Source organism: Winogradskyella ouciana (assembly GCF_965284585.1).
Taxonomy (GTDB): Bacteria; Bacteroidota; Bacteroidia; order Flavobacteriales; family Flavobacteriaceae; genus Winogradskyella; species Winogradskyella ouciana.
The window spans coordinates 2,813,131-2,826,282 of the sequence record NZ_OZ260095.1 but is presented as its reverse complement, the minus strand read 5'-3'; the positions used below and the strand labels follow the sequence as shown (position 1 = coordinate 2,826,282).

The following is a 13,152-nucleotide window of genomic DNA, read 5'->3' as shown; positions in this document are numbered from 1 at the left end:
TAATTGATTATGAGCAAACCATGGCAAGATAAAGCAAAAGGCAATTGGAACATTGCTAAAGGAAAATTAAAACAAGAATGGGGCGAACTTACCGATGATGATTTAGACTATGAAGAAGGTAAGGAAGACGAGCTTCTAGGACGAATTCAAAAGCGTACTGGTGAAACCAAAGACCGTATTAATGACTTTTTGGATAATTTAAAGTACTAATTTCCTAAAAAATGCAAGATTAACAATCCTACTTCGGTGGGATTTTTTTGTTTATTATTCATATCAATTAAAATCTAAATCTATTGCGTTAAATGTAATGCTACTATATAGCTATTTTAAGTCTTAATATAAAATATAAAGTATGATAAAACCTAGAGAAACATCTCCTGAAATAAAAATAAACCTAGTCAATGATACCTTATGGGAATTGAGTGAACAGTCTCCTAAAAATTTCTCACTTATACTATTCTATCGAGGCAAACACTGTCCTATTTGCAAAAAGCAATTGGAAGAACTACAAAAGAAGTTATCGAAGTTTATTGAACGTGGTGTTAATGTTATTGCCATCAGTACTGATACGGAAGATGTAGCCAAAGCCACTTATAATGAGTGGGATATTGCAGATATACCTCTTGGATATGGGTTATCTATTGAAGAGGCTAGAGATTGGGGATTGTTTATCTCCAAAGGTATTAAGGATAGTGAGCCAGAGTATTTTACTGAGCCAGGACTGTTTCTATTAGCTCCTGATCAAACTATATATTGGGAATCCATACAGTCCATGCCTTTTGGAAGACCTAGCTTTAATGATTTATTAGGTGGCATAGATTATATCCTTAAGGAAGATTACCCAGCGAGAGGTGAAGCATAAATAGTCTAACAATTTAAAATAAAAATATTATGAAAGTACAACCATATTTAGCCTTTAAGGGAGATTGTAAAAATGCATTAGAGCACTACCAATCTATCTTGGGAGGCAACATTGTAAACGAACAAACTTATAACGACGTAGAAGCAGACATACCAGGAAGCTACCGCAATAAGTTACAGCATGCTGAACTTAAAGGTGATGGTTTTCACATTATGGCCTATGATGCATCACCAGATACTCCATTGACCAATGGCACTAATATTAATATGAGTATTGATGCGGAAAGTAAGGATAAGGCGAAAGACATCTTTAACAAGCTTAGCCAAGGCGGTACCATACACACACCGTTTCAAGAAATGTCTTGGGATGCCTGCTATGGCAGATGTTCCGATAAGTACAACGTTAGTTGGATGGTTAATTATAAGAAGCAAGGTTAGTTTTATTAGTTAGCCGAATTATTAATTAGGTCTTTGATTAATTAATAATTGAAAAGCACAGTTTTTATAACTGTGCTTTTCGCATACTATGTATTAAGAATGGATACGTTAGTAATTCCATGTAGGAAAAATCGATAGTTAACCCGAATATGACCCGCTTAAGACCCGAATTAAACCCGAAGATGATACGCTTATGCCATATTCATTTATTTGTAATAGGAAATGTGTTCTTTTTAAAATGTTTCAAGTTAATTCTTCAACCCATTATTCACGATTTTATAAAATCAAATAAAAACTTTGCACACTATGTTACTTATTTCACAAACAGCTTCTGACACCATATGGGATTCCGTTATGGACTATTATGAAAAGTTATTAGGGCTATTGCCACGCATCGCCTTGGGTATCTTGATTATTGTTGTTGGTGTACTTATTGCCAATCTTATTACCAGTTTCTATAGAAAACGTATTCTTAAAAAAGCTGAAGATCCATTAATGGCTCGGTTTTTAGCGCAAGCCATAAAAATTATCTTGGTCATCATTGCTATACTATTGGCTCTACAGGTTGCCGGATTAAGTGGTGTTGCCACAGGCGTTCTTACTGCTGCTGGTGGTGCCGCGATTATTTTAGGGTTTGCATTTCAGGATATTGGAAAGAATTTTTTGGCAGGTATTATCCTTGCTTTTAACAGACCATTTAATATTAACGATACCATAAAAATTGATAATCACTTTGGGAAAGTGAAGGCTCTGAATTTTAGGTATGCACATGTTAAGACCTTTGATGGTCGAGATATTTACATTCCCAATAGTGATGTGCTTACCAAGCCCGTTGAAAACTATACTGCAGATGGTTTTTACCGAAAGGACTTTATTGTAGGTATTGGTTATGAGGATGATATTGATGCCGCCAAGCAGGTAATCGTTGATATTTTAGACAGTAATGAATATATAGTTCAGAATGATGATGACCACGAAAGTTTTGTAATCGAAGACGAGCTTGCTGCCAGTACCGTTAATCTTAAGGTTTTCTTTTGGGTTGACACCTATGACTATCGTAAATCTGCGGCTGTTATACAAGGTATTATTATTCGGAAAGTAAAAGAAGCTTTAGAGGATAAAGGCTTTAACCTCCCTGCAGATATTAAGGAATTGAAACTCTATGGCAACGAAGAGGATATTCCTTTGCGTGTAAAAAAAGATCCTAAGGATGTTGAAAAGGCATAAAAAAAGTGAATTTAGATTAGGTGGTCTAAATTCACTTTATCATACATTCCTTCAGTTGGCATTATCCGACGAAGTGCAATGGGTATATTCTCAGCTGTTTAACTTTAAGCACCCCAAATATGATAGTCTTAATATACAATAAATTATTGATTTATCAAATTGATTAACAATACTTTATAAGTTCGTCCTCAATTAAGCAACTGCTTTTGTTGAGACTTGCAAAGACTCTACTTATTCTGAAATGAGAATGGCTTTAATATTCACGAATTCCTTCATTCCAAAGCCTCCATGTTCGCGTCCAAAACCTGAGTTCTTTACACCACCAAAGGGCATATTGGGTTCTGCCAATCCGAAAGAATTGACAAATACCATACCTGTATCAAAATGTTTTTCCGCCAATTCAACAGCACGTTCTTTATCTTCTGAAAAGATTCCTCCTCCCAATCCGAAACGACTATCATTGGCAATGCGCATGGCATCTTCATCATCTTTTGCTTTTATCAATGATGCTACAGGACCAAAAAGCTCATCATCATAAGCGGGTTGTCCTGGCTCCACCTGTTCTATAACGGTTGCAGGATAAAAGTAGCCCTCACCATCAGGAATTTCGCCTCCGCACAAAATCTTGGCCCCTTTGTCTACACTTTTGGTAACCTGATCGTGCAATGTTTCTCGCAAGTCCTTACGCGCCATAGGCCCTAATTTGGTGTCTTTTTCATTAGGATCTCCCATTTTTAAATCTTTCATAGCTTTTACAAAGCCTTTCTTAAACTCGTCATAGATAGCTTCTACAGCAATAAACCGTTTTGCCGCAATACAGGTTTCACCATTATTATAGATTCTACCCATCACGCATTTTTTAACGGCCTTTTCAATATCGGCATCTTCAAGAATTAAATAGGCATCGTTACTTCCCAATTCGAGAACCGACTTTTTAAGCTCGGCTCCTGCTTTTTTGCCAATGGTCTTTCCAGCATCTGGACTTCCTGTTAATGTTATACCTCTTACCAAATCGTGTTTAATAAGGTCATCGGATTGTTCGTGTTCTATTACCAATACCTGAAATAAATCCTTTGGCAAGCCTGCTTCATTGAAAATAGCTTCCAACATTTTGGCCGTACCTGTAACGTTGGAGGCATGTTTTAAAAACACGGAATTACCAGCCATAAGATTGGTTATGGCGTAGCGAATAACCTGATAGCTCGGATAGTTCCACGGTTGAATACCATAAATAATACCGATGGGCTGATAGGTAATGATGCCACGGCCACCATTGGAGAGTTCGCGTTCTTCGTTTTGTAATACGTCTGCTGCATTGTCTGCACAGTAGTTACAAATGGCGGCACACAAATCCACTTCTTGATGGCTCTGCTTTAAGAGTTTCCCCATTTCGTCCGTCATGAGTTGGGATAGCTCCTCTTTATGATCCTTTAAGGCTTTTCCGATAGACTTAATAATCTCACCACGATCTTCAAAAGATTTATGGCGCCATTTTAAAAATGCCTTATGAGAATTTTGTACCGCAGTTTCTATTTGTTCGTCGGTCATATATCTATAACTCGAGAGTTCTTTTCCATTGAGCGGATTAATGGTTTTAAATGATTTTTGTTTTGTTTCAGTTTCCATAGTTGTTTTTTGGTATTTTATTTTTGTTCGGTTGGTACAATGTACACATCATTAATATTCACACGTGCTGGTTGTGTTAAGGTGTAGTGAATGGCGTTGGCAATGTCTTCAGATTCCAAGGTGGTCATCTTTTGCATTTCCTTCATTTTTTCCTTGATGTCCTCATCAGTAATGGTACTTGTTAAATTGGTATCCACAGCACCTGGCTCAATAGAGGTAACGTTAATGCCATATTTTGGTGAGAGCTCTTGGCGCAGACCTTCGGAAAACATCTTTACTGCCGACTTTGTGGCGCAATAGACTGCTCCACCTGGGAAGTAACGGTGTGCTGCCATGGACGAAATATTGATGATATCACCACCTTTATTTTTTTTGAGTTCTGTCAATACCGCAGCGACACCATTGAGCACGCCTTTAATATTCACATCTACCATTTGTTCCCATTCGTCGGTCTTTAATTTTTCTACAAAGGATAAGGGCATTAAGCCTGCATTGTTAATGAGTCCGTCCACTTTGCCAAATTTATCAACCGTTTGTTGCACGGCGTTTTTAAAATCGTCTGATTTAGTAACGTCTCCAGAGACTACCAAGGCCTCTCCTTTATTATTTTCAATATCTTGTTTAAGAGTTTTGAGTTTATCTTCGCTACGTGCCATCAGCACTACTTTTGCACCGTCTTGTGACAGCTTTTTTGCTGTTGCTTCTCCGATTCCGCTTGATGCTCCTGTAATTATCAGGACTTTGTCTTCTAATGTCATAGTTTTTTGTTTTTGATTTAAGACAAGGTACCTGTAATTTCAAGGGATGGTTAGCTCTAATACAACTATTATTTGCTCATATATAGTATATAAGTTAGGTGATTGTAAAGTGTGTTTACGATAATTAAATTCTATGATTATTGAATTTTGAAATGCTTAGACCAGCTAAGTATATTAATAATTAGTGAGACATCACGTAATGGCATTTTTGCAATTAGAAGTAGTCCTAAACGTTAAGTTTTTTATAAAATCCCATATTATTCCCGTTTCATTCTTTTAACCATTATGTAGCCCATACCTTTGCAGCGTTTTTTATTAATACAAAGTAATAATTATGAGTAAAGTAAGAGAAAATGATGTGGTAAAAGTCCACTACACTGGAAAATTAAACGATGGACAAGTCTTTGATAGTTCTTTGGAAAGAGAGCCCTTAAAAGTAGAATTGGGTAAAGGACAATTGATACCAGGTTTTGAACAAGGACTTATTGATATGGCAGTAAATGAGAAGAAAACGATTACCGTAGAAAAGAAGGATGCCTATGGTGAGGTTGATGAATCTCTTTATCATAAAGTACCTAAATCAGAATTGCCTGAGGATATCAACCCTGAAGTTGGAATGGGCTTAGTTGGTTCTAGTGCAGATGGTGGTCAGCAACAGTTTAGAATTATAAAAGTTGAAGATCAGGATATCATCTTAGATGCAAATCATCCTTTAGCAGGTCAGGATTTAGTATTTGACCTTGAAGTGGTTGAGATTTTATAATCTGATTAAGATACCTTAATACTTAAACGTCTTATCTATTTGGTAGGGCGTTTTTTTTGTGCTTTGGTTCTTGGATTATTAGATGCCTAGCAACTACACTTCGACTGCGCTCAGTGTGATACCTCACCTTGTCTATTCGTTTGAAAGGAGAGATTGCTTCGTTCCTCGCAATGCCGTTTGGGTAGGGTAGCGAGATTGCTTCGTCCTTTGCCCTCGCAATGACAGTCTGGTTTATAATAGAGGTTTTAGATACTCCCAAACCGTATTGGCAATAATCTTGTGCCCTTTAACCGTAGGGTGGATGCCATCGCTTTGGTTAAGTTCTGCGATACCGCCAACATCCTTTAAGATGAATGGGATGAAAACCACATCGTTTTTCTTTGCCAGTTCTGCATACATGGTTCTAAATCCTGAAGTGTAATCTTGGCCCATATTTGGTGGCAGTTCCATGCCTGCTAATATGATTTTTATGTTTGGGTCTTTTTGTTTTACGGTAGTGATAATGGCTTGTAGGTTATTACGTGTTTCTGATAGTGGAACACCTCGTAAGCCATCGTTAGCACCAAGTTCCAGTAAAAATATTTCAATATCTTGATTGAGAATCCAATCGATACGACTTCTACCACCTGAAGAAGTTTCGCCACTCACACCTGAATTGACGACCGTATAATTTAGATCGAGCGAATCAATCTTTTGCTGTACTACCTCTGGGTAGGCGTCATCAGTGGTTTCCAATCCATAACCAGCCGTGATACTATCACCAAAAAATAGGATAGTCTTATTGTCTGTGGTTTCTGAATTCTCCGTCTCTTCAACAACCGCATCATCTAAATCCTTGGTGTTTTGTTTGTTGTTATTATTTCCGCAGGAAACCATCAACATACACAACATTATAAAATAACAAAACTTTAAGATTTTATGCGGTACAGAATTTAGAAGAATTGAAACCAATTGATTATTTTGAGCCAGATTCATAAGCAATACAATAAACGTCACTATTTATGTCAAAGATATTAAAGATTAATGGTCTTGAGAAAACATATACCAGCGGTAACAAACAATTAACAGTATTACAGAATATTAGTTTTGATGTGGAACAAGGGCAGACCTTTTCCATCGTTGGGCCTTCAGGTAGCGGTAAAACCACTTTGTTGGGATTATGCGCAGGCTTGGATACACCAAATTCTGGAAGTGTAGAACTATGTGGCCATGACCTAAACACTTTAAATGAAGATCAACGTGCCCAATTACGGAATAGGGAAGTAGGTTTTATTTTTCAAAACTTTCAGTTGTTGCCTACACTTACAGCTTTAGAAAATGTTAGTGTGCCGTTAGAATTGCAAGGAGCAAAGCATGCCGCTAAGCGTGGTATGGAACTCTTGGATCAGGTTGGGTTGGCAGACCGTTTTCATCATTATCCGTCACAACTTTCGGGAGGTGAGCAACAGCGTGTGGCTTTGGCGAGAGCTTTTAGTAATTCACCATCCATTTTATTTGCTGATGAACCTACAGGTAACCTTGATGAGGAAACTGGAGAAAAGGTCATTAAGTTATTGTTCGATTTAAATAAAGCGTCCAATACAACTTTAGTCATCGTTTCCCATGATCTGGACTTAGCGAATCGCACCCAACAAATCCTTCGTTTAAAAGGAGGGCAAATTCTAACCAATCAACCTACAGCAGCACATTGAAGTCAAACATATTAACATCAAAAACCAACATGTCATGGTTGTTTAAGATGGCATGGAGAGATGCTAAAGCCAGTCGTGTACGACTTGTATTGTTTATGGCATCTATTGTATTGGGTATAGCCGCTGTGGTATCGATTCAATTGTTTAGAGATAACCTTCAGGATAATATTCAGCAGCAATCTAAATCGCTCATGGGAGCTGATTATCTTATTGATATTGACGAAACACCCAACGAACGTGCCCAAGCCATTATCGATTCCTTAAATCCTGTGGCTACGGAAGTGAATTTTGTATCTATGATTGCTTTCCCGAAAAATGGAGGTACTAAATTGGTGCGTGTTAGAGGATTGGAAGGAGCATTTCCGATTTATGGAAAAATGAAAACCCAACCCGAATTGGCATCTTCGACGTATCAAGATGACAACGGAGCTCTGGTTGATGCCACATTGATGCTTCAGTATAATATTAAGCCAGGCGATTCCATAAAAGTAGGGGAGTTGACGCTACCAATTATTGGGTCGCTGAACAGTTTACCTGGTAGCTCTGCGGTGATGTCATCCGTTGCACCACCTGTAGTGATTCCGTTTGGATTGGTGCCAGACACGGAACTGCTTCAATTTGGAAGCCGAAAAGAATACCAATACTATTATAAAGCAGATGCACAAACCGATTTATTGCAGCTGGAAGAGGTACTCGAACCCATGCTCGATGCCGAGAAGGCTGATTTGGACACGCATACGAGTACCAGCAGGCGATTGGGACGTCGTTATGAAAACATGGGCAAGTTTTTGAATCTCGTTGCCTTTATAGCGTTGCTTTTGGGCTGTGTCGGAATTGCAAGTTCGGTACATATTTATATTCGTGAAAAACTGAAACATATTGCGGTATTAAAATGTTTGGGTGCTTCTAGACGCCAAAGTTTTCTGATTTACCTCATTCAAATTGCAGGTATTGGAATTATTGGAGGTTGTATTGGAGGTCTTATCGGGATAGGAATTCAGGAATCCTTTCCGTATATCTTACAGGAATTTTTACCTTTTGAGGTGAATATATCCATTACTGCTCAACCGGTCATAATGGGAATTGTGCTTGGCTTTTTAATGGCTGTGCTTTTTGCCTTGTTGTCTTTGCTCAACACATGGTATGTATCACCATTACAAGCTTTACGTATTAGTGACACGAGCAATTCCAATAAGCCGAAAGTGACCAGATTTGCTGTTTTTGGTGCTATTAATTTGTTCTTATTCTTATTTTCCTATTGGCTTTTAGAGCATATACCTTATGCTATTGCGTTTGTCATAGGTATGCTGATTACTTTTGCCATACTTGCTGGCGTCGCTACTTTAATCATGAAACTGATAAAATTATGGTTTCCAAAATCCTTGGGTTATACCACAAGGCAAAGTCTTTTAAATCTATATCGACCTAATAATCAAACCTTGGTACTAATTGTAGCGATTGGTTTGGGCACCTTTTTAATCAGCACCTTATATTTTACAAAGGACATTCTGCTGGCTAAAACCGAGGTTGGAAGCGGAGCACAATCTGCCAATATCATTATGTTAGACGTTCAACCCGAACAAGGAGAGGCCATTAGCAATACCATCGCTGGAAATGACTTGGAGGTCATCGATAATATTCCTTTAGTGACCATGCGCATTCATAGCGTAAAAGGTATGGAAGCTAACGAGGTGCAACAGGATACGACCATACGTATGAGGCGTTGGGTGTTTAATCATGAGTTCAGAACGACTTATCGCGATAGCTTAATAGCTTCAGAAGAAATTCTGGAAGGGGAGTGGGTTTCCGAAGTTTCGGCAGGTGAGGTGATTCCGATTTCCATTTCAGATAATGTTGCCGAAGATGCTCAAGTCACTATTGGCGATAAAATTGTTTTTAATGTACAAGGAGTCCTTATGGAAACCGTTGTAGGAAGTATTCGTATGGTAGATTGGGGACAATTACAGCTTAATTTTTCGGTGGTGTTCCCAAAAGGAGTATTGGAGAAAGCACCACAGTTTAATGTGTTAACGACCAATGCACCAAATGAAGCCAGTTCAGCACGTTTGCAACAAGCTGTGGTTAAGGACTTCCCTAATGTCACGATTATTGATTTACGACAAGTTTACACTATTGTTGAAGATATTTTGAGCAAGGTCACCTGGATCATTAATTTTATGGCGTTCTTCAGTATTCTTACTGGCATCATTGTATTGATAGGTTCTGTCCGTACAAGTAAATATCAACGCATCAAGGAAAGTGTTCTTTTAAGGACTCTAGGAGCCCAAAACAAGCAAATCCTTAAAATCTCTGCCTTAGAATATTTATTGCTGGGCTTGGTTGGTAGTTTAGTTGGTATTGTATTAGCTTTAATCAGTGCGATGCTCTTAGCTCTATTTGTATTTAACGAACCGTTTGTGCCCTCAGTGATTCCGTTTGTGGTATTTCTACCTATCATTTCACTGTTGGTATTAGGGATAGGGTTGAGCAATATTCGTGGTGTATTGAATAGTTCGCCTTTGGAGGTATTGCGTCGGGAGGTGTAATTAATTATTACTTTCAACTTTATGAACATAAAAAAAGGGAATTAAAAGATGATTACATTTTTAATTCCCTTTACTAGTGTAATTTATTAGCCTGATATTTAAATTTTTACTACCATCTTCCCTTTATTCTTACCATCAAACAGATCAATAAAGGCTTGAGGAATGTTTTCAAAACCTTCAACTATTGTTTCAGAATAGGTGAGCTTGTCATCTGCTAACCAACCTGATAAGGTTTTAATAGCTTGTGGGAATTTGTCTTCAAAATTAGACACTATAAAACCTTGCATAGAGGCACTGTTTTTTATGAGAAATGGTCTTACACTAATACTTTTAGGGATTTCGGTATTGTTATACACCGCTATGGCACCACAATTCACCGTTCTGGCAAATTTATTAATGTTAAACAGTACGGCATCAGAAATAGGACCTCCGACATTATCAAAATATACATCCACACCATTTGGTGCAGCTTCAGCAATAGCCTTTGTCATATTTTCGGTAGTATTGTAATTGATGCCAGCATCAAAACCAAACTTAGATTTTAGCAGCTCAACTTTTTCGTCGGAACCTGCAATACCAATCACTTTGAGTCCTAAAATTTTTCCTATTTGTCCAACGACACTACCAACAGCACCTGCAGCACCAGACACCACTAATGTTTCGCCTTCTTTTGGCTTCCCAATTTCTATTAAGCCACAATAAGCCGTTAAGCCAGTCATACCCAAAATACCTAAGTATGCACTTAAATCTGCTTTGGAAGGATCTACTTTTTGAAGTCCTTTGCCGCTCGACACTTGTTTTGTTTTCCAGTCCAACATTCCGGATACATAGTCGCCTTCCTTAAAGTTGTCATTTTTAGATTCGAGAACTTTAGCAATAACACCAGAATGAATGGGTTTATTGAGTTCAAATGGTTCTACATAAGATTTGGCGTCACTCATTCTTCCTCTTAAATATGGATCAACGGAAACATAAAGCGTTTCTAAAAGTAGTTGCCCATCTTCAACAGTTAGATTATCCTCTTCCTTAATGAATTCAAAATCAGCTGGACTTGGTGTTCCTTTAGGTCTATTTTTTAATAAAATGGTCTGTATCATAATCGTTTTTTAGTTGTCATTAAAATAAGGAAAAATGAATACACATGGACTGTATTAACATAGATTTATGGGTTTGTAAATTGTATGCAGAATTAGTCGTGGTGTCTTGCAGAGTTTGACTATGGTAGTGCTGCGTAGGGAAGTCTAGAAAATAACTTTTGATGACATTCTTGATTTTGATCGATGCTATATAAACAAAATCAAAATTATGAAAACCACAACAAAATTAGTAGTACTTCTACTCACTGCAAGTTTTATTTTCTCTTGTTCTAGTGACGACAGTAATGAACCCGAAGGGCAGCTCCCTATGGTGTTTAATGTAGATCCCTTATTGTACAAACAGTACGATATAGATATTAGCCCACAATTTAGCAATGTACAGGTCTATGCTTGGGCAGTATTTACGGTTCAGCCAACCGCAAGTCAATATACCTTGACCTATACCTGTGAGACAGCACCACATTTGAGTTTTCAAATTACGTGGCAAAATGGTGAACCCATTCCAGATCCTGGAGCACCACCACCAAATTGGATTCCAGGTTACGAATTAGGTATTATTAATGGGCAATACCATATAGTTATTTTGGGTAGTGGCTGTCAAAGTGGTATAGGTGGCTCTTGCACTGTTAATGGTGAAACACCAAATTTATTAGAAAGCAACCTAAGAGACATACAAGGTACTGTTGAAGTCCGTATAGATTTTGAATAGTAAAATTTTAAGTTCAGTTTACAAAAGCATCCATTGGGTGCTTTTTTTATCTTTAAGCGTGACTGAACAGAGCTTATAACCAAATCATTAAAAGCGTATTGAACACATAATTGCCAATTGATGAATTCTCGTTTAAAGTAAACTACTGAGATTAGATTAAAACATAAAAAGGCACTATCTTTAGATAGAATTAACCTTTTCAAAGCCATGTTAAAAAATGTACTATTAGAACGCGACATCTATGCATCAGAAGAACATAAAATGATGCAGAGTATGATTCAAGACTTCATACAAAATGAAATGATGGATCAAATCGATGAATGGGAAGAAAACGGCATGGTCAATCGCACTATTTGGGAACGTGCAGGTGAATTGGGTTTACTCTGTATCGATATGCCTGAAGACTATGGTGGCAGCGGATTGGATTTTAGTTTTAGTGCCTTACTCATCGAAGAAATGAACAAAGAAGGTATAACTGGTCCAGGCTTCTCACTACATTCTGATATCGTAGCACCATATCTCTTAAAATACGGCACCGAAGCCCAGAAACAAAACTACTTACCTCAAATGGCTTCTGGTAAAATGATTACCTCAATTGGCATGACAGAACCCAATTGCGGTAGCGACCTTAAAGCTATACGAACAATAGCAGAAGATAAAGGTGATCATTATTTGGTCAACGGACAAAAAACATTTATCACCAATGGCTATATGTGTGATATGTCCATCGTTGCCGTGAAAACCAATTCAGGAACTGAAAATGAAGGCGTCTCTTTATTAATTATAGAAACCGCATTCGATGGTTTCACCAAAGGAGTGCCATTTAAAAAAATAGGCTTAAAAGCTCAAGATACCTGCGAATTGTTTTTTGATAATGTAAAAGTCCCAAAAGACAACCTATTGGGTGAAGAGGGCCAAGGTTTTAAAATTATGATGACAGAATTAGCACGCGAACGTTTGTCAGTGGCACTTGCTGCCATCGGTGGAGCAGAGGGAGCCATAGAAAAAACCATAGCGTACACCTCTACAAGAACTGCTTTTAAACAGCCCATTGCACAATTTCAGAACACACAATTTATACTTGCAGAATGTGCCACTCAATTACAACTCAACCAAGCCTTTATAGACCGTTGTACACGTTTGGTCTCTGCTCATCAGCTCACTGCCGCAAATGCTTCTATAGCAAAATATGCGGCCACTGAAATGCATGGTAAAGTCGTTGACGAATGCCTACAGTTATTTGGAGGTTATGGCTATATGTGGGATTATCCTATTGCACGTATGTATGCCGATAATAGAGTGGCCAGAATTTATGCTGGCACCAATGAGATCATGAAATTATTAATAGCGCGTGGTTTATTTAAGGAACTGTTTCAGAAGAATAAAGCGTAAGGTCTAATATGCATAGAGAAGAAATTCAATTCATCCCTAACCTA

The 13,152-nt window shown here is 37.8% G+C and carries 13 protein-coding genes; 9 read left to right on the top strand and 4 right to left on the bottom strand.

What is annotated here, in order from left to right; translation table 11 throughout:
* The first annotated feature begins 9 nt into the window (after window positions 1–9).
* From ACQ65V_RS12640 to ACQ65V_RS12625, 4 genes are all read left to right on the top strand, one after another.
* Entirely contained in the window at window positions 10–210 is a 201-nt protein-coding gene (locus ACQ65V_RS12640; RefSeq protein ID WP_155087517.1) for a CsbD family protein, read from the top strand.
* Window positions 211–352: 142 nt separating this feature from the next.
* A complete protein-coding gene (locus ACQ65V_RS12635) occupies window positions 353–862 on the top strand; it encodes a peroxiredoxin-like family protein (RefSeq protein ID WP_273292291.1) in 510 nt (169 codons plus the stop codon).
* A 29-nt stretch (window positions 863–891) separates the two neighbouring features.
* Window positions 892–1,299 (top strand): VOC family protein, encoded by a 408-nt coding sequence (locus tag ACQ65V_RS12630; protein WP_155087515.1) that lies wholly within the window; start codon window positions 892–894, stop codon window positions 1,297–1,299.
* A 306-nt stretch (window positions 1,300–1,605) separates the two neighbouring features.
* The gene (locus ACQ65V_RS12625) at window positions 1,606–2,526 is read left to right on the top strand and encodes a mechanosensitive ion channel family protein (RefSeq protein ID WP_155087514.1); all 921 of its coding nucleotides are present in this window, start codon (window positions 1,606–1,608) and stop codon (window positions 2,524–2,526) included.
* Window positions 2,527–2,757: 231 nt separating this feature from the next.
* On the opposite strand, the gene ACQ65V_RS12620 is transcribed toward ACQ65V_RS12625, so the two are convergent.
* On the bottom strand, window positions 2,758–4,152 hold the full coding sequence (locus tag ACQ65V_RS12620) for an NAD-dependent succinate-semialdehyde dehydrogenase (protein ID WP_430468175.1): 1,395 nt from the start codon (window positions 4,150–4,152) through the stop codon (window positions 2,758–2,760).
* Between the two features lie 17 nt (window positions 4,153–4,169).
* The gene (locus tag ACQ65V_RS12615; protein ID WP_430468174.1) at window positions 4,170–4,910 is read right to left on the bottom strand and encodes an SDR family oxidoreductase; all 741 of its coding nucleotides are present in this window, start codon (window positions 4,908–4,910) and stop codon (window positions 4,170–4,172) included.
* Window positions 4,911–5,244: 334 nt separating this feature from the next.
* Between ACQ65V_RS12615 and ACQ65V_RS12610 the strand changes: the two genes are divergently transcribed.
* A complete protein-coding gene (locus tag ACQ65V_RS12610; RefSeq protein WP_273292696.1) occupies window positions 5,245–5,673 on the top strand; it encodes an FKBP-type peptidyl-prolyl cis-trans isomerase in 429 nt (142 codons plus the stop codon).
* A gap of 231 nt (window positions 5,674–5,904) precedes the next feature.
* Here the strand turns inward: ACQ65V_RS12610 and ACQ65V_RS12605 are convergent, their stop codons facing one another.
* Window positions 5,905–6,648, bottom strand: a complete 744-nt coding sequence (locus tag ACQ65V_RS12605) for an arylesterase (protein ID WP_430468173.1) — start codon at window positions 6,646–6,648, stop codon at window positions 5,905–5,907.
* Window positions 6,649–6,674: 26 nt separating this feature from the next.
* Between ACQ65V_RS12605 and ACQ65V_RS12600 the strand changes: the two genes are divergently transcribed.
* Window positions 6,675–7,364, top strand: coding sequence for an ABC transporter ATP-binding protein (locus tag ACQ65V_RS12600; RefSeq protein ID WP_412560905.1), 690 nt, complete (start codon window positions 6,675–6,677; stop codon window positions 7,362–7,364).
* 47 nt (window positions 7,365–7,411) lie between these two features.
* Window positions 7,412–9,910, top strand: coding sequence for an ABC transporter permease (locus ACQ65V_RS12595; protein ID WP_430468635.1), 2,499 nt, complete (start codon window positions 7,412–7,414; stop codon window positions 9,908–9,910).
* A 98-nt stretch (window positions 9,911–10,008) separates the two neighbouring features.
* Here ACQ65V_RS12595 and ACQ65V_RS12590 read toward each other — a convergent pair whose 3' ends face one another.
* Window positions 10,009–11,007, bottom strand: a complete 999-nt coding sequence (locus tag ACQ65V_RS12590) for an NADP-dependent oxidoreductase (RefSeq protein WP_430468172.1) — start codon at window positions 11,005–11,007, stop codon at window positions 10,009–10,011.
* 208 nt (window positions 11,008–11,215) lie between these two features.
* On the opposite strand from ACQ65V_RS12590, the gene ACQ65V_RS12585 reads away from it, so the two are divergent.
* Window positions 11,216–11,716 (top strand): hypothetical protein, encoded by a 501-nt coding sequence (locus ACQ65V_RS12585; RefSeq protein WP_155087507.1) that lies wholly within the window; start codon window positions 11,216–11,218, stop codon window positions 11,714–11,716.
* A gap of 207 nt (window positions 11,717–11,923) precedes the next feature.
* The gene (locus ACQ65V_RS12580; RefSeq protein ID WP_430468171.1) at window positions 11,924–13,108 is read left to right on the top strand and encodes an acyl-CoA dehydrogenase family protein; all 1,185 of its coding nucleotides are present in this window, start codon (window positions 11,924–11,926) and stop codon (window positions 13,106–13,108) included.
* The last annotated feature ends 44 nt before the right edge of the window (window positions 13,109–13,152 follow it).